At 44.7% G+C, this 24,188-nt stretch carries 22 protein-coding genes and 1 pseudogene; 3 read left to right on the forward strand and 20 right to left on the reverse strand.

What is annotated here, in order from left to right:
• Positions 1-16: 16 nt before the first annotated feature.
• From ACWGXJ_RS17525 to ACWGXJ_RS17575, 11 genes and pseudogenes are all read right to left on the reverse strand, one after another.
• Positions 17-535: a hypothetical protein gene (locus ACWGXJ_RS17525; RefSeq protein ID WP_452567262.1), complete on the reverse strand. Its 519-nt coding sequence runs from the start codon at positions 533-535 to the stop codon at positions 17-19.
• On the reverse strand, positions 522-857 hold the full coding sequence (locus ACWGXJ_RS17530) for a hypothetical protein (protein ID WP_452567263.1): 336 nt from the start codon (positions 855-857) through the stop codon (positions 522-524). The genes ACWGXJ_RS17525 and ACWGXJ_RS17530 overlap by 14 nt, the downstream gene beginning before the upstream one ends.
• Positions 858-941: 84 nt before the next feature.
• Positions 942-1,948, reverse strand: a pseudogene (locus tag ACWGXJ_RS17535) (phosphotransferase enzyme family protein).
• 258 nt (positions 1,949-2,206) lie between these two features.
• Entirely contained in the window at positions 2,207-2,518 is a 312-nt protein-coding gene (locus ACWGXJ_RS17540; RefSeq protein WP_452567920.1) for an Hsp20/alpha crystallin family protein, read from the reverse strand.
• Between the two features lie 181 nt (positions 2,519-2,699).
• A complete protein-coding gene (locus ACWGXJ_RS17545; protein WP_250260797.1) occupies positions 2,700-3,701 on the reverse strand; it encodes an ABC transporter ATP-binding protein in 1,002 nt (333 codons plus the stop codon).
• Positions 3,685-4,674, reverse strand: coding sequence for an ABC transporter ATP-binding protein (locus tag ACWGXJ_RS17550; RefSeq protein WP_452567264.1), 990 nt, complete (start codon positions 4,672-4,674; stop codon positions 3,685-3,687). Before ACWGXJ_RS17550 ends, ACWGXJ_RS17545 begins: the two co-directional genes overlap by 17 nt.
• A gap of 63 nt (positions 4,675-4,737) precedes the next feature.
• Positions 4,738-5,673: a DUF1177 domain-containing protein gene (locus ACWGXJ_RS17555; RefSeq protein ID WP_254350393.1), complete on the reverse strand. Its 936-nt coding sequence runs from the start codon at positions 5,671-5,673 to the stop codon at positions 4,738-4,740.
• Between the two features lie 13 nt (positions 5,674-5,686).
• Positions 5,687-6,958 carry a M20 family metallopeptidase gene (locus ACWGXJ_RS17560; RefSeq protein ID WP_452567921.1) on the reverse strand — a complete coding sequence of 424 codons (1,272 nt, stop codon included), beginning with the start codon at positions 6,956-6,958 and terminating at the stop codon, positions 5,687-5,689.
• Positions 6,959-7,092: 134 nt separating this feature from the next.
• Positions 7,093-8,685: an ABC transporter substrate-binding protein gene (locus ACWGXJ_RS17565; RefSeq protein ID WP_452567265.1), complete on the reverse strand. Its 1,593-nt coding sequence runs from the start codon at positions 8,683-8,685 to the stop codon at positions 7,093-7,095.
• Positions 8,686-8,720: 35 nt separating this feature from the next.
• Positions 8,721-9,629 carry an ABC transporter permease gene (locus ACWGXJ_RS17570; protein ID WP_061829644.1) on the reverse strand — a complete coding sequence of 303 codons (909 nt, stop codon included), beginning with the start codon at positions 9,627-9,629 and terminating at the stop codon, positions 8,721-8,723.
• 36 nt (positions 9,630-9,665) lie between these two features.
• A complete protein-coding gene (locus ACWGXJ_RS17575) occupies positions 9,666-10,676 on the reverse strand; it encodes an ABC transporter permease (protein WP_452567266.1) in 1,011 nt (336 codons plus the stop codon).
• Positions 10,677-10,986: 310 nt separating this feature from the next.
• On the opposite strand from ACWGXJ_RS17575, the gene ACWGXJ_RS17580 reads away from it, so the two are divergent.
• Positions 10,987-11,988, forward strand: a complete 1,002-nt coding sequence (locus tag ACWGXJ_RS17580; RefSeq protein WP_452567267.1) for a hypothetical protein — start codon at positions 10,987-10,989, stop codon at positions 11,986-11,988.
• Here ACWGXJ_RS17580 and ACWGXJ_RS17585 read toward each other — a convergent pair.
• Both ACWGXJ_RS17585 and ACWGXJ_RS17590 read right to left on the reverse strand, forming a co-directional pair.
• Positions 11,966-12,127 carry a hypothetical protein gene (locus ACWGXJ_RS17585; RefSeq protein WP_348623227.1) on the reverse strand — a complete coding sequence of 54 codons (162 nt, stop codon included), beginning with the start codon at positions 12,125-12,127 and terminating at the stop codon, positions 11,966-11,968. The two genes, ACWGXJ_RS17580 and ACWGXJ_RS17585, sit on opposite strands and share 23 nt — an antisense overlap.
• Before the next feature lie 171 nt (positions 12,128-12,298).
• On the reverse strand, positions 12,299-13,501 hold the full coding sequence (locus ACWGXJ_RS17590; protein ID WP_452567268.1) for an MFS transporter: 1,203 nt from the start codon (positions 13,499-13,501) through the stop codon (positions 12,299-12,301).
• A gap of 405 nt (positions 13,502-13,906) precedes the next feature.
• Between ACWGXJ_RS17590 and ACWGXJ_RS17595 the strand changes: the two genes are divergently transcribed.
• Both ACWGXJ_RS17595 and ACWGXJ_RS17600 read left to right on the forward strand, forming a co-directional pair.
• Positions 13,907-15,643, forward strand: a complete 1,737-nt coding sequence (locus tag ACWGXJ_RS17595) for a methyl-accepting chemotaxis protein (protein ID WP_452567922.1) — start codon at positions 13,907-13,909, stop codon at positions 15,641-15,643.
• Positions 15,644-15,950: 307 nt separating this feature from the next.
• Positions 15,951-17,528 carry an S-layer homology domain-containing protein gene (locus tag ACWGXJ_RS17600; protein ID WP_452567269.1) on the forward strand — a complete coding sequence of 526 codons (1,578 nt, stop codon included), beginning with the start codon at positions 15,951-15,953 and terminating at the stop codon, positions 17,526-17,528.
• Between the two features lie 88 nt (positions 17,529-17,616).
• Here ACWGXJ_RS17600 and ACWGXJ_RS17605 read toward each other — a convergent pair whose 3' ends face one another.
• The 7 genes from ACWGXJ_RS17605 to ACWGXJ_RS17635 form a co-directional block, all read right to left on the reverse strand.
• Entirely contained in the window at positions 17,617-18,579 is a 963-nt protein-coding gene (locus ACWGXJ_RS17605) for a helix-turn-helix domain-containing protein (protein WP_069290087.1), read from the reverse strand.
• A 130-nt stretch (positions 18,580-18,709) separates the two neighbouring features.
• Entirely contained in the window at positions 18,710-19,105 is a 396-nt protein-coding gene (locus tag ACWGXJ_RS17610) for a hypothetical protein (RefSeq protein ID WP_440722732.1), read from the reverse strand.
• 117 nt (positions 19,106-19,222) lie between these two features.
• Positions 19,223-20,206 (reverse strand): sensor domain-containing diguanylate cyclase, encoded by a 984-nt coding sequence (locus tag ACWGXJ_RS17615; protein WP_452567270.1) that lies wholly within the window; start codon positions 20,204-20,206, stop codon positions 19,223-19,225.
• A gap of 24 nt (positions 20,207-20,230) precedes the next feature.
• Positions 20,231-21,037, reverse strand: coding sequence for an alpha/beta fold hydrolase (locus ACWGXJ_RS17620; protein WP_452567271.1), 807 nt, complete (start codon positions 21,035-21,037; stop codon positions 20,231-20,233).
• Between the two features lie 86 nt (positions 21,038-21,123).
• Entirely contained in the window at positions 21,124-21,372 is a 249-nt protein-coding gene (locus ACWGXJ_RS17625; RefSeq protein ID WP_452567272.1) for a hypothetical protein, read from the reverse strand.
• A gap of 215 nt (positions 21,373-21,587) precedes the next feature.
• Positions 21,588-22,424, reverse strand: a complete 837-nt coding sequence (locus ACWGXJ_RS17630; RefSeq protein ID WP_452567273.1) for a methyl-accepting chemotaxis protein — start codon at positions 22,422-22,424, stop codon at positions 21,588-21,590.
• Positions 22,425-22,703: 279 nt separating this feature from the next.
• On the reverse strand, positions 22,704-24,161 hold the full coding sequence (locus ACWGXJ_RS17635) for a glycoside hydrolase family 1 protein (protein ID WP_452567274.1): 1,458 nt from the start codon (positions 24,159-24,161) through the stop codon (positions 22,704-22,706).
• Positions 24,162-24,188: the final 27 nt, after the last annotated feature.

Consider the following 24,188-nt stretch of genomic DNA (forward strand, 5'->3'; position numbering starts at 1 on the left):
ATTCCAAAATTCACTTTCAACCCGCGAACTGATGTTTGAAAACCTGCGTTTGATCTAAAATCACCCACTGATTCACTTCGTCGTATCCTTTTACAATTGCCGTGACCTCATGCTTAGGATACATCCACTCGGATGGTGTCTTTTCCTCATATGTACGAGTGTCTGACAATCCGACCGCATGATGCTGGAAAATATGAATAAGCGTACCGTGTGGGAAAAATGCTTCAATATAACCCTTTACCTTAGTCCCAACGGGTAGTGCATTTTTGATTTGATGCCATTCCTGGTTGAAGGTGTGAAGATAATTGGACCAGACTTCTTCAAACTCTTTTTTTGTAATTTGCGTATAATAGGGCTCTGTATCATCAATCGCTTTCTCAGCTAATAAGAAATGATACTGCTCGTGCTTGCGATTAGAGGCGATATACGTGCCATCATCCTGGATGACAATTTGTCGATAGGCTGTTCCATCCGAATCTATTTCAAAATACCAGGTTCCCATGCCTGGCTCCGGGCAATCTTTAAGATACTTCATGTGCTCCTCCTATTAAAAAATCAAACCTTCGAATGCCTGCTGAAAAGGTTACGCCTTCCGCCTTGATGCTCGAAACACTTGTGTAATTCAGCTTTTTCTCTTTGCCACGAGCCGTTTTAGGCAAAACAAATGCCCGGTCACGCGTAAGAATCTCTACATCGGTTTCTCCATAGGTATCCTCAGTAAAAGAAATTCGCTTGCCAATGACATCCCCGTCCATACAAATAAAGTATCCATCTTTAATTTCTACCACGTCCCAATGCTCTTCCAGCGCCTCCAGCCCGAAGTACGGTCGTAACGCGTTCGTTAACCAACTATTCATCTACTCCTCCAGTTCCGAGTACATCTCAATGGACTTAGGCTCAATTTTTCCAGAGACTATAACATAGCACGGCATATAGCTCGTTTATTCATACACTGTTCCAGCTTGGATCAACTCCTCCTGAATCCAGCTACTTTTGGTAGACAGTTGGAGCAAATCAGCAGAGATCTGTTTGACCTGCTCTTGCAACACGTGTGATTGATCCGTTCCTTCCAGAAAGCGACTCAAAAATGAAGAAATACGTCTACCTTCCTAAGCAGCATCAAAACAGGCAAAGCATCAATCTCGTTGTGGCTTAAATGAACCTGGCGGCTGAAGCCCCGGCAAAAATCCCGAACTGCTGTCGTCTCCTCCGGTTGTCCCAAAAATCCAGATAAGATGACCGCCGGCTCCATGACCCGAACGTCTAGCGTACAAAATTCAAAATCAAGCAGTGCAGTTACTAGACTATGATTCGAATCCTTTACTAACAAATTGGAAGCGTTCAAGTCTCCATGTACAAGCTGATGCGGCAACTCTTCCAATGCATGAAGCGAATCTGTAATCTCTTCATAAACTTCTCCTATCAATCGCAGCTCTTCATGTAAATCCTTTAGAGGCTCAGGCGGATGTAAACAAAAGCCTTGAACCGTTTCCCGGTTACACAATGGATAGGATTGCTGCAAAGCATAATACGGTCGATAGACTGGGGTCAGTTCAAGATTGAATGTCGCAAGCACAGCCGATAATTCGCCCGTAGCCTCGCCCAAAGAATAGGCAAAGCTTGAATCCTGCTCCAGGGGTGATACGCCTTCTATGTATTTGAACAGACACACATATTTACCGCTTTCCCTCTCCAGTTGAGCAAGCGTCTCTCCCGTGACCGTCGGAATAGGCTGGGGTATTCTGAATGATAGAGAATGCTTACTCAGCTCCTGCAAAACCGCATGCTCAAATTCAATTTTATCCCGATCCCTGTGTGTATCGTAGACGCGCAGCACCCCGCTTCGTCCACCACTCTTAACAAAATACGTCGTATTATTCCAACCCCCGGTTCGTTTCTGCAGCGTTCCGCTCCACTCCGGCCAGTGCCGTCTTAGTATTGCTTCCAAGGATGTATCCTCCCTTCTTCGTGTCCATAGCATCGGCTGACCCCGGCATGCGAGAAGTATGGTTATAATAGCTTTACAGGTAATTTCATTATTTTAGCATAGCAGATAGCCTATTTTATAGCAGAGGGCGACTCTAATTCATAAGAATTTAAACCGAAGGAGGAATACCTCACTTACAATGTGATCGAGTCTTTTTAAACAGGACGTACACAAAAAACAGGACTGATTAATCAGCCCTGTCTTGTACATCATACCCCTTTAGTCAATCTGGATCTGTCTGCGGGAACGATCATCACCCTGACGTTTAGGAATTTCAAGTTTCAATACACCTTGATCCAGTTTTGCCTTAATGCCTTCTTCATCAACATGATCCACATAGAAGCGTCGGACAAATTCCCCAGAACGGCGCTCCCGTCGAATCATTTTATTCGTATCATCCTTCTCTTCATGATATTCATTCCGTTTAGCACGGATCGTCAAATAATTATGGGCAATATCGATGTCGATATCTTCTTTTGCAATGCCTGGAAGCTCAGCTTCCACCAGATATCTGTCGTTTTCTTCACGAATATCCGTCCGAAACGTCTGAGAGTTGCTGCCAAATGGAGCGGCTCAAAGTTCAAATGAGGCTGAAAATACTGAAATAACCCGATCCTAAGCGATCTGTCAAAAATAGTTTTAGATTTCAATCAATTTGACCTTTTTTGACCTTTTGACTTCACAAGAGACTACATATTCTTTGTCAGCCAACTCAGGCTTGCCCTGCTATCGCTTGTTCCGGCGTAGAAGCTGGATACAAGTGGCAGGCTACCTGCCGCCCCGGTGCAGCTTCGGCAAAGACGGGCTGTACTTTGCTGCATATCTCCATGGCTGCCGGGCAGCGGTTATGAAACGCACAGCCACTTGGCGGATTTTCTGGACTGGGCACATCCCCTTTAAGTACAATCCGATCACGTTCCGCTTCCGGATCAGCTACAGGTACCGCAGACATTAACGCCTTTGTATACGGGTGCAGCGGCTCTCTGAATACTGCTTGGGTCGGTGCGAGTTCGACCAGCTTGCCCAGGTACATCACACCCACGCGGTCGCTGATAAATTTGACGACCGACAGATCATGGGATATGAACATATACGTCAGGTCATATTGTTTTTGCAGGTCCTTCATCAGATTGAGCACTTGCGCCTGAATCGACACATCGAGGGCCGAGACTGGCTCGTCACACACGATAAATTTGGGATGAAGCGCCAGTGCCCGTGCGATCCCGATCCGCTGGCGTTGACCACCCGAGAACTCATGCGGATAACGATGGGCGTGATAAGGAGACAATCCGACCACTTCGAGCAGCTCTTCCACCCGCTCTTTGAGCTGCGTTTTGCTTAGCTTTTCATGCGTGATGAGCGGTTCTTCCAGAACCTGCTGTACTGTCCATCTGGGATCAAGCGAAGCAAACGGATCTTGAAACACCATCTGCATATCCGTTCTGAATTTGCGCAGCTGCTCTGTGTTTAGCTTACGTATATCCGTGCCATTAAACAGAATCTCTCCATCCGTCGGTTCGATCAATCTGAGAATTGCCCGTCCGGTTGTGGATTTGCCGCAGCCGGATTCTCCCACGATTGCCAGGGTTTCACCCTGCTGTACAGTCAGGTTAATACCATCCACCGCTTTGACTGCTCCCACTTGTTTGGAAAAAAGTCCTTTTTTGATCGGATAGTGCTTTTTCAAATTACGTATTTCAAGCAGTGTACTCATGATATCCCTCCTGCTGTAGCAAGCAGCGGCTTTTGTGTCCGGGTTCCACTTCTGTAAGCTCCGGGGCCTCTGCACGGCAAATTTCCTTGGCAAACTGACAACGTGGTGCAAAGCGACAGCCTTTTGGCATATCAAGTGGGTTGGGAACCTGGCCCGGAATGGAAGCCAGACGCTCCTGATCACTGTTCAATTGTGGCAGTGAGGCTAGCAAACTTTGGGTATACGGATGCTTGGGATCTTTAAAAAGTGTTTTAACATCCGTTTCTTCTACGACTTGTCCGGCGTACATAATCACGACCCGATCGCACATTTCAGCAACGACACCAAGGTCATGAGTAATCATCAGAATGGAAGTTCCTTCGGACTTCTGTAGCTCACGCATCAAGTCAAGAATCTGTGCTTGAATGGTTACATCGAGTGCCGTTGTCGGTTCATCGGCGATCAGCAGCTTCGGATTGCACACCATCGCCATCGCAATCATCACCCGTTGGCGCATACCGCCCGAGAGTTCATGCGGATAAGAAGCGGCTACTTTTTCTGGACGTGGAATTCCCACTTTCGTCAGCATTTCCACAGCCATATCTTTTGCTTTATGTTTGCTTACACCGTGGTGGTAGCGGGCAGACTCCGCAATTTGCTTGCCGATTTTGAACACAGGATTTAGCGAAGTCATGGGCTCCTGAAAAATCATAGCCATCTCGTTGCCACGAATCGAGCGCATTTTCCGCTCCGAAAAATCCTGCATGTTTTCACCGTTAAACCGTACTTCACCAGCGACTACTTTCCCAAGTCCCTTGGGGAGGAGCTGCATAATAGAAAGGGAGGTAATGCTCTTGCCGCACCCGGATTCGCCAACGATTCCGAGTGTTTCGCCTTTGCCAACCGATAGATCGACGCCGTCCACAGCCCGGATGGTGCCCGCCGCAGTCTTGAACTCCGTCCGGAGGTTGGTTACTTCAAGCAGTTGTGTCATGCCCTCTTCCTCCTCCTTGTCCATCATTGAACCTTCATGTTCTTTTTATCTTAGGGAATAAGCTTATTCAGACTTACCCATCGTTTGCAGATGCTTCATGGTACCGTACAATTTAGTAATATGTTGAAACTCCTTTTCCGAATGAAAAGAGCATTGCCCACGTCCATAAGCTTTGGCTGTTTCTACAGCCAATTTGGCCGCCAGCGCAATATCGCTTTCGTGGCTGGCCCCCGTTGCACTGCCTGGGACAGGAGCAGCGGCCGTGATGGCTACACCAACCACTGGAGCGGAAGTGGCCACCGCTGGCTGCAAAATGCTGTTGATGTGATACAGGTCGTTACCATAAGGTGTGATGTCCTGTGTAGTTACAGCAAACGTGACACACGGTTCGCCAGTAACGGTCTGCACAATATCGACGAGATCTTCACTAATGCGTAGCACGTAGCCTTCACGTACCGTTGGGGAAATGGCAATACCTTTATGGTTAATGACCCGATTCCCTTTGGTCGTATCAATGGACAGGATCGCTTCCATTTCGGGTGTCACTTCATATTTGTTCATCGTCAAAATATCTACGGGTGAATCCATAAATGGAACCGGATCATGGGGCTGAGTGGGTGCATCTGGACAAATATGTGTACAGATGATCACATCTCCGTCAAGCACATCTCCTTTGGACTGCATGCTCAAAAGTTTAGCCGCCGCCGAAATTGCCGCTGCTGCACCGTCACCATCGGATACAAATCCGATCATTTCCGGTCGTGCTCCTAGTCCACCAAGTCGCCCTACTACACCCAAGGTTGGAGAATCGCCCCCCTGAATGCGACCCGTTTTACCGGCAATGACAATTTTAATAAAATCCGTAGAGCCCTTTTCACCTTGCACAGTGGTGACCGTAATCTCCGCTTGACCCAGTTGTTCCAAATAAGCTTTGACTTCTGCCCCGCTGGCGAACGGGCTATCCAAAAGGTCATAAACTTCAAAAACTTGTTTCATCATACGGCAGATCCCCTTATGTTTCTTTTTGTGTTGTTTTCAGATATTTAAGCGCCGTCAAGGCGTATACTTTCGCAGATTGAATGATCTGCCATACCGGAGCTTTTTCATTAAAATTGTGAATGGTCGACAGTTCGGCAGGCCCGTATTGTAATACCGGGATATTGTATTTGCGGAATGCACGTGCGTCGCTGGTTGCCCATTGCAGTACGCCGTAGGCCTCTTTACCGCTGACCTCAGCGATAGATTCCACAAGCTCCTGTACAATCGGCTCGGTGGGCGGGGTCCAGTTGGCATTCCCATAAAATCCGAATTGTCTGGGCTCCACGTCAATGCCAACACTTGCAAGCAATTCTTTGGCTTTGGCCAGTACATCCCGGTGGTCTACGCCAAATGGAACACGGGAGTCCACTTGCACTGTGCAACGGTCCGCAACCACATTGACTTTCGTGCCTCCCTGGATCGTACCAATGTTCACCGTTACATGATCAAACGCTTGTCCATAGCTCGGGTTTTCCCGTTCGCTTGCATAACGCTTGGAAATTTCAATGATCTCTTGGACTTCTTCCGGGATGTCCGGCTTGATGTTCCACAGTTGTTGCAGCGCTTCGATCCCTTTTGCCGCCTTCAAAATAGCACTTTCACCTGCAATTGGCTGCAAACTGCCATGACCCGGTGTGCCTTCAACAGTAAATTCAAACCAGCAGCTTCCCTTTTGCCCGATGGTCGGGTTTTGCGGGCCTGAAGGCTCTGCAATCACAGCAGCTGTTCCTTCAATCAGTTTTCTTTCCAGCACCCAAGGTACTCCAAGATGACCTCCGGTTTCCTCGTCTGGAACTACAAGCAACGACAACGCACCTTCGAGTGGTACGCCCAATTTGGAGAACAGCGCAACGGTAAATATTAATCCGCCCAGTCCTGCTTTCATGTCCGAAGCACCGCGACCCAAGAGATAGCCATCACGTGTTTCACCACAAAACGGATCAAAATCCCAACGAGTACGATCCCCTGCCGGCACAACGTCTGTATGCCCACAGAAAATCAGTTTTTTTCCGTCCGCCGTTTCAGCGCCATAATCAGAAATGAGATTCCACATATTCGGCCCGGATTCATGCACCGTTGTTTTTATACCTGCTTCTTTAAGATAGTCCATAATGAACTGACTAATTTCGCGTGAATCACCTGGAGGATTTTCCGAAGGAAATTGAATCAACCGCGAGCATAGCTCAAGCAATTCGTCCTGCCGTTTATCTATTTCATCAAGAACTAACGTTTTCCAATCTGTCATTTCCATTCAGTCCCTTCACGTTTTCCATTTAGCCAACTACAATTTTTACGATCCATCGGGATCAGCTTCATCCTTCAGGTGTAAAATGATAGCCTTCGGCTGTAAAAACCGAAGGCATAAGGTAAGATCACAACTTACTCTTTATTCAATGAATAGAATCGGATAACCTCATCTGGGTAGTAGACATATCCAGTGACATCTTTGCTCATGCCAACAACGCGATTGTACTCATACAGGTACGCCCATGGCGAATCTAGATTTATAAGTTCTTGTGCTTTGCCATACAGCTCTTTACGTTTATTTTCATCTTGCTCTTTGCCTGCTTGTTCCCAAAGCTTATCCACTTCTGCATTAGCGTAATGCATATAATTCGATGAACCGCCGCTGTACATCAGAAACCCGAGATGATAACCAGGGTCGTTGACGAAGGAAGTCCATTTGGAAATGTATGCTGTCAGGTTGCCTTCTCGTTGCTGTTCAAGGAACTGTGCACGAGCAACATTGACAACATTCATCTTTACGCCAATCTTGGCAAGTTCAGCTTGAATCAATACGGCATCATCTGCCCAGTCCTGGAAGCCGGAGCCCAGTGTCAGGTCAAAATTAAACCCATTAGGATAACCCGCTTCTGCAAGCAGCTGTTTTGCTTTGTCCAGGTCGTGCTTATAGTTGTAACCCGCATCGGTGTAGCCAGGCGTGTTACTCGCTACAGAACTCTTCATTTGTTTCGCTTGACCGTACATGACATCGTCGATTAATTGGTCGTAAGGAATGGCATAAGCAATCGCTTGACGCACTTTTGGATCATTAAAAGGTTTGACTTTGTTATTCATGGCGAAATACAGAATCCGGTTACTTGCATTGGATTGAACCTTTAGATCGGCGTTGGTTTCCAGCTTCGAAACATCCTTTGCAGGAATCTCAATCGCCATGTCCACATCGCCTTTATCCAGCAAAAGTACACGGTTGGAAGCTTCCTTGGTAAACTTCATCGTTACTTTGCTCAGATTTGGCACCCCTTGCCAGTAGCTAGCATTAGCATTAAAGACAGCTTCTGTCGCAGGGTCCCATTTTTCAAGCTTGAACGGACCTGAACCTGCCGCATGTGTTTTCAAATAGTCACCATCGCCATTTTCTTTGACAAGCACATCATCCACAATGGAGAAGTTGTACAATGACAGGATTTGTAGAAACATATGATTGGGTTGGGACAATGTAACGACAACGGTGTGCTCATCTGGCGCTGTAGCGGTTTTAATGGAGCTCATACCATACAGAAAGCTACCGGAATCGGAATTTTTAAGCCGTTCAAAGGAATACAACACGGAATTGGCGGTTAGCGGGTTGCCGCTTTGGAATTTAACGTCTTTACGCAGATGGAGCGTATAAGTCATGTTATCCGCGGACACATCCCATTTTTCAGCCAGCATGGGCTTAATGGCTTCCGTATCTGCCACTTCGCCGCTATCCGTAGACTTTTTGCCGTAGGTCACAAGCTGATCATAGAGCGCAAGCACAAGGGTGTCCGATGTAAGATCACTTGCTTCAGCAGGGTCCATGGTTGACCCTCCCTCCGAGTAAGCAAGTGTAATCGTCTTTGGTGGGGATGGGGCATCTGCGCCCTTCTCTCCAGATGAAGCGGACGGGCTGTTAGCATTGCTCGCACAACCTGCCGTCCATAGCAACGTAGACAAGACGACAATTAGAGAAAGACTTTTTTTCAACATGGCTTACGTTCTCCCCTTTAATGATCTATTTATTTTTATTTGCTAGAGCGCAGTCTTGGATCAAGAACATCCCGCAAACCGTCTCCAAGCAAATTGAAGCCCAAAATAGCTGTCGCAATTCCAAGACCCGGGAAGGTTACGATCCACCACTCACCGGAAATGATATACGCTCGCCCTTCTGAAATCATTGCGCCCCACTCGGCAATCGGGGGTTTCACACCGAGTCCCAGGAAGCTGAGACTGGCTGAGGTGAGGATGGCGAAGCCCATTCCAAGCGTTGCATTCACAAGCAGTGGGGCAAGTGCATTAGGCAAGATGTGGCGAAACAGAATCGTTCCGTTCGTTACACCAATCGCCCGGCTGGCCTCAACAAACTCCTTTTCCCGGAGAGAGATGGTTTGTCCGTGAATCAGCCTGGCGAATTCGGGTATGCCTACAATACCCACGGCGATAAGTGCACTCATCAGTCCTGGTCCCATCGCTGCAGCAATAGCCATGGCGAGTACCAGCGATGGAAAAGCCAACAGAATATCCATGCAGCGCATAATAATGCTGCCCATTCGACCGCCATAGAAACCTGCGATGGCTCCAAGCGGTACGCCGATGATAAATGAGATCGACACGGCGATCATTCCGGTCCATATGCTGATTCTGGCTCCGTAAATAACACGGCTGAGAATGTCGCGTCCGTAATTATCGGTCCCAAACCAATGTTCTACACTTGGCGGCAGCAGCTTGTTCGCCGGGTCGGTTACATAAGGATCATGTGGAACAATCCATGATGAGAGGATGGCAATGAGCGTCCAGCCAACGATAAAAATGAATCCGATTAAAGCGAGTTTATTGCCAAACAGTAATCGCCAAAAGGTCTTACGTTTCGGTATAGCGGCTGCATTGGGCTGAGGTACAGCCGCTTTTGCCACCAAATCACTTGCAGTGCTCATCCGAGTACCTCCCCCTACTTTTGTGCTTCATTGTTATCACTCGTACCGGATACGTGGGTCAATCAATCCGTAAACCAAGTCGACTCCAAGATTGATAAAGCTATAAATCAGCGCACTTACGAGGGTAAATGCTTGAATCGGTGCGTAATCAGCCGCCAAAATGGAGTCCGTCACATAACTGCCCACTCCTGGCCAGGTAAAAATGGTTTCGGTAATAACCGCTCCACCAATCAGGTAACCGACCTGCAAACCAAGTACGGTAAGCGTTGGAATAAAAGCGTTAATGAGTGCATGCTTATAAATGACAATTCCTTCGCGCAGACCTTTGGCTCTGGCTGTGCGAACAAAATCCTGACCGATGACTTCCAGCATGCTGGAGCGCATCATCCGTGCCACAATCGCCATAGTGCCTGTGCTGAGACAGACAGCTGGCAGAACCAAATGGGATAAACTGCTTTTTAAAGCTACAAAATCACCGGTCATCAGACTATCCAGTACATAAAGTCCCGTAACGTGCGTCGGCGGATTGATGTCACCGCTAATTCGACCCATGGGCGCAGGAGCGATGCCCCATTTAGCATAGAAAATATAAATGAATAACAGGCCAATCCAGAAAATGGGCATACATGCACCGATCAAGGAAAACACGCGTGAAATGTGATCAACAATCGATTCTTTACGGGTTGCCGCCAGAATACCGATCGGGATTGCCACCAGAATCGCAATAACCAAGCTTGCCAGCGCCAACTCGATGGTTGCTGGAAACCGGGTAGCAAAGTCGCTTGCCACTGACTGTCCGGTGTGATAAGCCTGACCCAGATCACCATGGAACAATCCCACTACATAATGAAAGAATTGAATGTACTTCGGTTGATCCAGTCCCATACTGCTGCGAATATTTTCAATCGTCTCGGGTGTAGCCTGTTCCCCCGCAAGCATCACAGCAGGATCACCTGGAAGCACTCTTGAGATCATGAATGTAATGACGACAATACCAAGCAGTGCTGGAGTCATTTGTACCAATCTACGTAGTGTGTATACGGCCACAGCCCGTCCCCCCTTATCCGTAATCCCTCGCCTATTTGTCACCTTTCTTTTCATCACTTGTTATTTTTATCATTGTACTAAGGAACAAGAACGCTTTCCACGTCCTGAATAACTAAAAATAATGACGAAATTTGTCGTTTTTGCACTAAAGTGACTCAATATGTTATTTAAATGTTATGTATTTATCCGGTTTGAGAAATCAAAAACAGCATAATGCAAAACAGGCAATCCCCTTTTAAAAGGAAATCGCTTGTTTTTTTGTAAATATGGATTGTAGTATTAGGTCTATCAGGAAAGGAGAATCACAGTATTGGAAACGAACTACAGAAAGCTGTTGGATCAGATGATGACACCCTATGATGAAATGCTGCAGAGTCTAATAGGTGATCACGCCGATTTTTCGAAGGTCGATTATTTGGAAAAGCACAGTGAGAAATATGGAAAGAGTGATGCCAATTATACCAATCGCTTGAAGGTGCTTTTGGCTTTGTATAATCGCGAGGATCGATATGCCCCGCATTACGAACCGATTGTTAGAAGGTTGCTCGTTAATGAGATTATAGACAGGGAAACGAACAGTTTTCAGGGGATTGGCGATGCTCTGTATTACGCCGTTTTTTTACTACAAAAGTATGAGCGTGAGCAGGACCAAATCTTGTTCCAGCAGGCCAAGGAGGCCAATTTCGATACATATGCCGGGTTTGACCCAGAGTTGATTTTGGAAAAATATTTATTCAGCAAAGATGCAGCTAATATCGAGGATTGCATCAATATCGCGAGCGAGCTCGGGGAAGATGTTTATCTATCATTATTTATCGATTTGTGGATCAAGGATCAGACGAATTGGAACAAAGAAAATTTGCAGACACTCGTTTATCATGAGAGATGGCGCAACCATGCAGAAGGTGAAATTGAAGCTCTTAAAAAGCTGACCGAAATAGAGAAAACCGAAGGGAATCATCATAACTACTGTTCTACTGCATCTAGCCTGGCAGAGAAGTTCATTGAAGCAGGACGATTGGATGAGGCATGGGAAACGATGGAAACCATTATTCCGCTTATTACTAAGGAAGAAGAATGGTTTCTGTACGGACTTGGACGCAATATTATTACGGTCTGTATCCACATCATCTTCCATTTTGGAGCAGAAAGCCGGCAGGCCGCTTCGTTATGGCAAACGATAAAAGAGATTCTTCAACCTGCCGCTAACCATATGGGGACCGATCAATATCAGCTTGCTGTATCTGCCAGCAAATTTATGGGAGATACCAAATTGGAGCAGAGATTAATCAGACTTCAGAAGCAAAGGTAGTAATCCAGTTGCGATGAGGGGCCTGTCGCGCGTTCTGCAAAGAACGAGGCATTCGACTCAGCGCTCGCCGTTCGGTCGCCCCCCGAAGCAGCGGTTCAAAGGTATATCCAGTATTGTCTTCGGCTACAGCTCGAACCATTCCGCAGCACGCTCCTCTTCTTCCAGCACCCTGTACATTCCTTTCCTCCACTTCACCGCATCTTCGCCACCAATATGAAATAGACAATTGAGACCTTTTGACTATCATTCAAACCAGCAAACAAAATAGGCTTCTCGTGAATATAGCGCGAAAGCCTATGGGTTCATCAAATTATTTGGCCTTCTGAGATACCAGTTCACTATTCCCTTTTCTCTTTCTTATCCCCAACATAATGACGGCCATAACAGCTACCAGAACTGCTATAAGAGCAAAAGGAATATATTTATCCACCCGATATAGCGTCGTTGTCAAAATAGGAGCAATAATCGCAGAAATGCCTTGGACAGTGGCCACCAGACCAGCGGCTCGTCCTTGCTGTTCTTTACTGACAGAAAGAGAAGCCCCGGCCATAAATCCAGGCATTAGCAAGCCTGTACCTATACCAAACATAAAGAACGCAAAATAGTAAACGACCACGCTGGCTGACATGAGAAATAGCAGCATACCGACAATAAGGAACAGAGAGCCGAGCAAAATCATCGGCTTGGGTTGCCATTTAAGCCATTTCATTTGAACGATCTGTACAATCAACATCGCTGCCCCAGAAAACATAAGCCCAAAGGAAACCACTCTTGCTGTTTCTTCGGATGAAAGGCCTAATTGATCTTGAAAATAAAATCCACCTATAACCTGGATGGTCACAATACTAATCATCGTAACCAAACCTGCAAACAAATACATTCGTAGACCAGGTTGAAAAGGGTTAATCCGAGCTGGCTTTTGCTGAATAACAGGCTTGGCAGACGGAATTGCCAGCAAGGCCACTACAAATGCTACAGCCGCAATCACGATTCCAAAATACAGAGGCCACAGCAAGCCTATTAAAGTAAAGGCGCCTGCAATAGCGGGCCCAAATACTAATCCAAGTCCATTGGCCGCGCTAATGATGGCCATGCCACTACCTCGATCTTCGCCCTCGGTCACGTCTCCCATGTAAGCTTGGGAGGATGACAATACCGCCGGGATAAACCCGCCGATCAAGCCGCGTGTAACAATCAGCAGGACTAACAGCATTCCCCCGCTGAGCCAACCCTTTAATCCTGCAAAAAGAGTAAGCGTAAACAGCAAGCAGCTTACACACATCCCTATGAATCCAAGCAAAATCACAGGCTTGCGTCCCTTTGCATCACTCAGATTCCCCCAAATTGGAGCCATTAAGGCCATCGTTATGGAGCCAAGCGATATAATTAACCCAGAATGACTTTCTCTTAACCCCAGCTCACGAATAAGGGGCGGCATAATTGGAGCAATGAGCATGAGCCCTAGCATAGCCACAAAAACACTGAAAAAGATGCTCCCTTTGATTCTATTCATCCTCGCACACTCCTCCGGTATAGATTCTCTCTAATCAGAAGTATACGGAGCATACCAAGAAACTACTGCCTGTATACGGATAAATTTGCGGTTAAACGGATTTAATTTAGCATATAAAACAACGGCCAGCCTTCAGCACAGTATAAGATGATCTTAATTCTATGATCCAATGGGTTCCGTTGATTATAGTGGCCTTGACGCATAGTTCACCTGGGGGCCGTAACATGATACGAAGTTTAGACGGTTTCATCGCTGACAAGATGAAAGGGCTTAATTTCCTGGCATGTTATTACGATATAGGATGTACAGTCTTTTATCTTTTGTAACTACCGTAGTTGGGGGTTGAGTCTGTATATCGATGTCTAAGGGGGAAATGCAGTGAACAAAACAAAGATAGGATCAATAATGAAGGTAAGATCGTTAAGAACAAAGTTAACCATAATGTGCTTGATTATTTTAATTGTACCCACTTTCGTGATTGGAATCAGTTCTTATTTTGTTTCCAAGAATGAAATGAATGAATCAGGCAAAGTGGCACTTAAGAATAGTGTGCAAATGGTAATTGGTATGATTAGTTTCCTCAATGGGCAAGTCGAAGCCGGTAATTTAACATTGGAGGAAGCACAGGAAAAACTGCGCATCGAGCTGCTCGGTGTAAAAGATGCTAATAACAAAAGACCGATAAAGATTAAATATACTGTAGGTAAAACAGGTTATCCGTGGGCAGTCAACCAAGATGCCGTTTCAATGATGAACCCTTCAAATGAAGGCCAGAATTTAATGAATGCCGTGTCGGAAGACGGTGTGCATGTGGGAAAAGAGTTTGTAGAAGTCGGTACAAACGGCGGGGGATTCGTCACTTATAAATGGGCTTTACCTGGTACAGATCAAGTGGAGACGAAAATTTCGTATGTTGAAAAGGATCCTTATTGGGGATGGATCATCGGTTCTGGAGCATATTTTAACGAATTTAACAGCGGAGCGACCAAAGTCCTTTATATTGTCCTGATTATTACGACTGTTGCGGTTATTCTGGGAGCAATTATCGTAAGCTTTGTTTCGGGACGTTTTACGAAGCCTATCATCATGATCGCAAAGCGACTTAACGCAGTTGCGGACGGTGATTTAACGGTCGAAGAAGTCAAAATTCATTCAAAAGATGAGATCGGCGAGCTTGCACAGGACTTCAATCATATGATTAAAAATATTAGATTTCTGATCGGTGAGGTAAATCTGTCCACAAAGCAGGTAGCTACTTCCTCGAAAGAATTGACCCTTGGAGCAGAGCACACTGGACAGGCAACCGAGCACATCACCATCGCGATTCAAGAATCGGCGGCCGGTGCTAAGGAGCAGCAGATGATGCTCCAGAAGACAACCAGCTCGCTTGAAGAAATTTCAATAGGTATGCAGCGGATCACGGAGAGCTCCTTGGCCATTGCTGATTCGTCTGCAGACGCGATGGAAATGGCGAGCGTTGGTGGTACTGCTGTACAACATACGGTGAAGCAAATGGACCTGATTAACCATTCCGTCAATGAAACCGATGCGGTTATGAGAATGCTGGATGAACGCACTCAACAGATCGACACGATGCTGCATGCCATTACAGATATCGCACAGCAGACCAACCTGCTTGCATTAAATGCTTCGATTGAGGCTGCTCGTGCAGGCGAAGAAGGCCGCGGTTTCTCCGTCGTTGCTGCAGAGGTAAGAAAGCTGGCCGAACAATCGAACCAGTCTTCCGGGCAGATTTCCGAGTTGATTCAGAATATGCGCAAAGATATGGAGCATTCGCTTAAGACCATGGAACGCGTAAAACAGGATGTCGACTCTGGTATTAAAATTGCCAGTGAGACGGAGCAGCAGTTTAACAAAATTGTGACGTCCACCAATCATATCGCACAGCAAACAGAAGAGCTCGCGAGCATCACGCAGCAAATAACCGCAAGTGTCCAAGAAATTTCGGCGAGCGGAGAGAATGTATCAAGTCTGGCGCTTCAAGCGGCGGACAACTCGCAGAATATTGCAGCGTCTGCAGAAGAACAGTTGGCTTCAATGCAGCAGATCACCAGCCTGGCAACGACCTTATCGGATATGTCTCAGAAGTTACAGGATCTAACGGTCAAATTTAAATACTAGTGGAATAAACTGTAGTTTCCAATATGGTTTCATGAAGAGCCTTCTTACCGTGAGATTAGCATTAGTTCATGGTAAGAAGGCTCTTTTTTTTTCCGAAAACGTCGCGCTAAACTGACCATTTGTATTATGAAGGGCTCGCAAATCGTGATCTGTTAATTGGGCATGGTTTTGTCGATTTTGTTCAGAATTGGTTCAGAAGCATTTAGTATAGTAATCCAGTAGTGTAAGAAATCATATTAGCAGGTTAGTCATCATGGAGGATCCTTAGTCTGTTCATCGTGACACCAGAAATTTATGGAGGAAGTTTATGAGTAAAATCAAGTCTTTTTGTTTATCTTATCTTGCTGTTATCGTCTTATTTGGGACCTGGACATGGAGTTTTTCTGGGAGTGCTGTGTATGCGACCTCCTCACCAGTACCTAGTGTAACAGATGCTGTGTATGCTACTGAAACCACGGTAACGAGTTGGACAAATCCTTCTAAACAAGGTCAATCCGTAACGTTTAGCATCAAAACCATCTCAACCCCACAAATTACGAAGGATTTAACTGGCACCGTGGTTCTTATGGATGGTACGAATATATTAGATACGCTTACGATGACGCCAAATGGCATTGCAAATGGATATGCCACTGCGACCTATACCACAAGCAATTTAAGCGTGGGAAGTCACCCGATTACTGCTATATATAGTGGGGATGCTCGATTTGTCCCCAGTACATCTGAGCCATACATTCAGGTCGTAAATGCACCTGCGCCTACAACTTCACTGAGACCTACAGCAACTACAGTATTGAGTTCGCTGAATCCGTCTAAGCAAGGTCAAGAAGTAAGATTTAGCGTGAGGACAACTTCAAACCCACAGACTTCGGACGACTTAACCGGAACGGTCATCCTTATGGACGGCACGAATATATTAGATACGCTTACGATGACGCCAAATGGGATTGCAAATGGATATGCCACTGCGACCTATACCACAAGCAATTTAAGTGTGGGAAGTCACCCGATTACTGCTATATATAGTGGGGATGCTCGATTTGTCCCCAGTAGATCTGAAGCGTATATACAGGTTGTAAATGGAGATGCAGACACTGGTAATACTGGCGGAACTGGTGCTACTACTGGTAACGGCAGCAGTAGCAGTAAAAAAGATAAGAAGGATAGTACAGATAGTAGTGAGTCTATTTCTTCTAGCGAAACAACCACACCTTCATCACCATCGGTTTTACCGACAGATTTGCCGACTCCGGAAATCATGCCAGTAGAGCAATCAGAGGTTGTGCATGAAAAATATATAACCGGTTATCAGGATGGCACATTCCGGCCGGACCAGTCAATTACACGAGCTGAAACTGCCGCGATGATGGCTAGAATTATGAAGTTGGAAACAAAAGAAAGCTCATTGGCATACAAAGATGTACCTAACACGTATTGGGCGAAGGATTCGATTATAGCACTCACGACACAACACTTCATGAATGGATATGCAGATGGAACATTTCGGCCAGAGCAACCCATTACCCGTGCAGAAATGGCAGCAATACTCGCATCCTGGAAGCAGCTTAAAGGAACGCAAACCGCAGCATCTCCTTATACCGATATCGAAAAGCATTGGGCAAGAGATTCAATTAAAGCGCTAGCTGAGGCAGGATGGATTACTGGTTTTAACGACAGTAGCTTCCAACCCAATCAATATATAACACGAGTGGAAACCGTTACAATTTTGAACACTATCTTAAAACGAGGACCCCTGGAAGGTACGACCCAGGCTACATGGAAGGATGTACCCGCAGATTACTGGGCATTTAAAAATATTGAGGAAGCGTCTCGTACCCATACTTCAACCATCAATTCAGAGGGTACTGAAACTATCGTGAATTAAGCACCAAATAAAAGCTGGAATCCTTTCTATACAGGGTTCCAGCTTTTTATTTACCTGATATTTTTAAAAAAAGGTCAAAAAATAAATTTTAAAATACCTTCTTTAAGGAGGATGGCTTCACTCCGTATTCCCGGAAAAATTGCTCTGAAAATGCACTCACATTGCTATATCCTACAGCCATCGCAGCTTCAGTCACATTGCTTTCTTGGCTTCGGAGCAGCTTCATCGCATAATCGAGACGAATTTGGCGCAAATATTCAAATACAGTCGTTCCAAAGCAGGCTTTGAATCCTTTTTTTAATTTAAAATCGTTTAATCCAACCTTTTGGGATAATGTGATCAGCGAAGGTGGATCAATCATGCTGGATTCAAGGATCTCCCGAGCCATATGCAGCTTTCTGACATCTTCTTTAGACAAACCTTCGGGCATAGGTGTTAAATCAAATAATTGAATCATAAATCGATTTAAAATCTCAAGTGCTGCTGCTTCCATTAACAAAGGCGATTTATGCACACTTTTCAAGTCTTTGATCAAATGTTCAATCATCACTATACTTCTGTGATCCAGTTCAAAACTAAAGTGATGGAATGCAGCTCCCTTAAGAATTTGATTAAATTCAATAGCTACCTGCCGACGAGCCGCTAACTGTGAAGCCGCATAATTAAACAACGAAATCGGAATGCCAAGTGCAAATGATTGGTATTGTTCGTTAACCGGAGGATGGAAACATGCTTTGAAATCCTGTAAAAAAATAAGAGCACCCTGCCCCATCGGGAGTGTATAATCCAGACCAGCCACATTCACATGACGTTGACCGGAAAGCGCAAATTGAAGTTCAATCATTTGTCCCCTGGAAGAAAAATTGGTCGGATACGGCTCGTGATATTGAATGTGCGAATATACAATTTCAATTCCGCTGTAAGTTGTAACTCGGTAAATATGCCCATGACCCGCTTCCGGTAACATCATATACGTATGCTCATTCTGCTGTCTAAACGGAGTTTTTTCCAAATAATGCTGATATATTAATGATAACGAGTTTGAATTCACAAGCGTCCACCTCAAATGTTTTCATTCATTCCGATGCTCCAAATGAGAATCGTTATCAATAATAGTAGCCGAATTTGAATGGTTTGACCAGACCTATTGGAGTATACTGTAGTGATATTCGGGGAATCTATTAATCCCAATCCATATAAAACGTTGCTTTCAATTTCCCTTTCTCACATGCTGGGCAACTCAAATGAACAGGCACATTGTTTTCAATGTGTTCCTGCTCCATAACACTCGCGCATCTAGGACAAGCATAAGAAATTTTATACTGTGATGAGTCCGAATTCATCTCAATAAACAGTTCATTGCGGATGGCCTGACAGACCGGACACACATACATCGCGTCATAAGCATCATATCTCGTCGAAGGGTTGCCTATGAATTCCCCAATACGTCGTTTAAGGACAGTATCCTGTACAAACGAAGCAATGGATTCCAAACGCATATATAATAAACCAAACCCCACAAATATGTTCTTAGTATAAGCACAGGTATCACAGTCCAGCTTGTACGCTTCCCCCATGTATATCCCTCCACATCACTCATTCTTTTTATAATAAAAAGCCCGCCGTAAGAGGCAGGCTAGGCTAATTAGCTCTAAGGCGCGTCAGCTCATAATTCCCTTTATTAAGCCTCTATACTATCTCTTTACAAGATTTGCTGAATGAGTGACCCGATTTCTCCCGCCACTTTTGGAAGCATACAGAGCCAAATCCGCTTGATGAACAATTGTTTGTTCCGTATCCTCTTGCGTAACCGTTGCCACACCAATACTCACAGTAATGCTGTATTCTCCCCAATCCCTTGAGGCGGCCTTTGATCGATATCTTTCTGCCGTACGAATGGCTTCCTCTTGATCGTTGCCCGGAAGAATAATAACGAACTCCTCGCCACCATAACGAGCGACAATATCTATCTCCCGTGACATGGATTGGAGTATTTCTGCCAGATTAGTGAGCACCAGGTCGCCCACCGGATGACCGTAAGTGTCGTTAATGCTTTTGAAATGATCAATATCAATGAGCAGCAGCGAAAAAGGTATTCCAGTCTCTTGAAAGGAGGCTAGGCTAGCCAGTAACTGATCTTGAAAATATCTTCGATTTCTAAGACCGGTTAACGGGTCAGTTGACGCCATCGTTTCTAGCTGGAGATTGATCCTTACTAGCTCCTGCTGTTTAACTTCATATTCTTCGTGCAACCGTTCAAGCTTCTGGTTCGCTTCATTCGTAGCCTGATATAATTCCTGAAGCTTGGTTTTGGTCTGTAGTATATCTTTTTCATGTTCAATTCGCTTACGCATCATTAGCACTACACAATCAATAACAGCTTCTCCGTTGCGCTCCTGACGTACCCCGTTTAGAAGTACAGGCACATCCTGTCGATCACTTGTCCGAAACGAGAAGTACATCTCATCGACACGCCCGTACAACTGGATGTAGGGATAAAAATAAGTATGAAAAAATAGCTTGTTGGTAACAGACATTGTCATTTCAATCGGTCGTCCGAGCAATTGATCACGTTCATACAGAAGCATGTCCAACAAAGTTTGATTTACCGATTGAATGATCCCAGTGTCCGAAATTGAAAAGTATCCACAGGGAGCTTTATCTAATTGAATATCCATTGCATGACTGCCTTTCATACGATATTACACACTGGCTAAATATTCTTTGATTAAATCGCTCGTTTCTCCTGGTTGACTTAAATGAGGATAATGCCCCTTTGCCCTCATCTGTTGAAGCCTGCTGTTTTTAAGATGAGTACGTAAATAATTCCCTACCTCAATCGGAGCAATGCTATCGTCCGAGCACTGGAGAATCAGTGTAGGAACCGAAGCATGCTGGAGATCGACACGGCAATCCGAAAAAAATGTAACCTCTGCGAATTGCCGTGCAATATGAGGATCTCTTGAGCAAAATGCCTTTTCCAATTCTTCGGTTAAGTCCCCTCGCTCAGGATTCTGCATAGCAATGGGCGCCATGTAACTAGCCCAGCCAATAAAGTTCATTTGCATCATATCCAGTAATTCATCAATATCACTCTTATCGAAGCCTCCATAATAAGAAGGCAGGTCATTCACATAGCGTGGAGAAGGACCGAGCATGACAATGCGTTCAAAATATTGAGGGCTGCGGATGGAGGCGAGCATTCCGATCATGCTGCTAACGGAGTGTCCGACAAATATGGTATTTCTTAAGTCTAACGCTTCCATAATATCCAGCACATCTTGGGCATACCCTTGCAAGTCACTGTATTTTTTCGAGTCATAATACTTTATTTGAGAATCTCCGGAACCTACGTAATCAAACAAGACGATTTGGTAGTTGTCGATAAAGCTAGGGACGATATAACGCCACATATCCTGGTCGCATCCAAAGCCGTGAGCAAACACAATCGTCTGGCTGCCTGTGCCTATTACTTTTACATTATTACGTTGGAGAATATCAACGGTCATTGTGAATCACCTCTCTGAGGTAGTATCTGTTCTATAGCTTCTCTTCCCTATTATATCGGAAAAGTTTCGATTATGGATAATGACTCTCATTCATAAATCCAGCGTTCAATGATCCCCTTTACTCTTTGCACATGTTGCTGTGATAAGGAACAAATAATAACCAATTCGTTTTTCCCATTCGTATCTAACCAATGGTGAACGTCATCCTCTTCATTAACCGTTTCATGAATGATTCTGATGGATTTATGACTTATTTCTGACTTAGCCGAAAAAATGGGGTTCATATCCATGATTTTCTGACCATTAGAAAAGGAGGTGTTGTAATAAGGAATCACTCAGTTCTCCTTATCCTGATCTTGTACTACATTTAGAAATACACGCACCCAATAATCCTCTAGTTCTGTGTAACTCTGTTCATTCAACCCATTCAAATTCATATATGTATCCACTCCAAGTTATTCATTAAATAAACGTAAAAAAGTCTCGTCCAGTGATCTACATTTCCATGACGGAATGCACAATTCACAGACCGAGACTTCTTTTTCATTCTTTATTTTACATCAACATCATTCGTGATTTTCTCTATTAAACCTCTCAAACCTTGGTTGGTTTCATTTAATTGATCGATAATATTCATAAACTCCGACACAAGCTTGGCCTGCTCTTGGGAAGATACAGTAATCTGCGTAATCTCTTGTTCCATGTTATAAACGGATTGTCTGACAGCTTGCAAGGATTGCTCGATTCGTCCAGTTGCTTCCTTGGTGCCCGTAGACATCTTGCGGATTTCTGCAGCGACAACTCCAAACCCTGCTCCTGCCTCACCCACCCGAGCAGCTTCAATGGCTGCATTTAATCCAAGCAAGTTTGTCTGCTCTGAAATATCCTTGATGTAGCCTGCCACCTCAGTCACATTACCAGAGTCCTCAACCGCCTTTTTCGTATTGCTTAAAATGTCCTCGGCCGTCGCACTAAGCTCCTCCGAATGAGCCGCCACATGCTGAATCCCTTCAACTAGCTTGCTTGTAACATCCTCTGCTTGACTCATCAACTTCTTCAATTGATCTTGATCATCCATACTATAGGTGATGCACATTACTGCCTCGATCTCATTCTGTTCATTCTTAATCGGATGAAAGTAAGCATCGGCAGCAAACCCGAAAACTTCGGCATCATAACGCACTCTGGTCTTTTCTCCGCCTACTAGCATTTTGAAGTTCTTGTGTACATCAGGAAGAGCTTCGCCTGCCTTGAAGTCATAGACTAAACTTTTACCCGACTGAAAGAATAGAAATTTCCCCCTATCCATTACGGAAATTAAAACATCTTGTCGTGCAGCTTCTCTGATAAACGGCATGGCAGTCAAAACAGCTTCTACTTGATTCATAATATGTATCCACTTCCTTATATTTTGATATAAGTCCTATCCTCTATTTCGACATTTTCATCCCATGTGTTTAGTGAATTTAAAATACTACGGATGATATTGAGTTCCTAAACCTATAAACAATCTCCGTAGTTTCCTGAAGGGAACCCATTTTTACCGCAGGGATACATATCCATTTAAGGTATTGTTTTCATGTCAAAATGTAAATTCAAACAGCGCGTACCGATTAAAATGGGCACGCGCTGACCGGTATGAATTTTATGAAACAGGTACTAAGATTTAATCCAGCTGCTCTCCATTGGTTTCGATCACATTCTTATACCAATAAAAGCTCTTCTTTCTGGATCTAGCAAGTGTCCCTTTGCCTTCATTATCCTTATCGACGTATATAAACCCATAACGCTTTTTCATTTCACCGGTTCCCGCGCTTACCAGATCAATACATCCCCAAGGCGTATACCCTATTAGGTCTACTCCATCAGCAATCGCTTCTTTCATTTGCTCAATGTGTTGCTTCAGATAATCAATTCGATAATCATCGTGAATGGAGCCGTCTTCTTCCACTGTATCTACGGCGCCAAGGCCATTTTCAACAACCATTAACGGGATTTCATATCGGTTATAAATGTTATTGAGGGACCATCTCAATCCCTGTGGATCGATCTGCCAATCCCAGGCACTTGCTTTCAAATGAGGATTCTTTAAGCCCATAGATAAATTCCCTCCCACCTTCTCCTGGTTAGGATCGGCACTGACACAAGTAGAGGAATAATAGCTGAAGGTATAGAAATCTACGCAGCCTTCTTTTAAGATGTCCTCATCCTCTTCTTGCATTTTGATCTGAATGTTATGATCTCTAAAATAGCGTTTGGCAAATCCCGGATAAGCTCCTCTTACTTGAACATCTGAGCATAGGAAATTACTTAAGTTATCCTTTTGTTGAGCCAGTAGAATATCCTTAGGATGACATGTAAGTGGGTAGGAACACATATAAGCAATCATACAACCGATTTTAAAGTCCTTGTTGATTTCATGGCCCAGCTTTACAGCCTTTGCACTGGCAATAAATTGATGATGCAACGCCTGATACAGAACCTGCTCATCCTTTACTGTAGCATGGGCAAGCTCTCCATTCCCCTCCGGCATCATAGCTCCAGCCATGAACGCGCCAAATGACAAGGTTAAAATATTGATTTCATTAAAAGTTAACCAGTATTTTACGACATCTTTGTATCTATTAAAAAGCACTTCACAATATCTCACATAAAAATCTACGACTCTGCGATCTGACCAACCATTATATTTTTGGGTCAAATGAAACGGTGCTTCATAATGTGAGATCGTAACCAAAGGCTCAATATTATACTTTTTCAATTCTGCGAATACACGATCATAGAACTGCAAGCCTTGCTCATTCGGCTCTGCATCATCTCCGTTAGGAAATATTCTTGACCACGCAATGGACATTCTAAAGACCTTGAATCCCATTTCCGCAAATAAGCGGATATCCTCTTGATAGCGGTGGAAAAAATCAATAGCTTCGTGACTCGGATAGTTCACTCCTTCTTCCAGTATAGGTGTAATTCTTCGGGAGGTCGTATGTGTTCCAGCCGTAATCACATCAGCAGTGCTTAAGCCTTTACCTTCTTCATTATATCCACCTTCAAATTGGTTGGCAGCCGTTGCACCTCCCCATAAAAATCCTTGTGGAAATTCCAATTTAGTTGTATTTTTCATTGTTTAATTCCTCCTCAACATTTAATT

The sequence above is a fragment of the Paenibacillus sp. S33 genome (assembly GCF_053615415.1).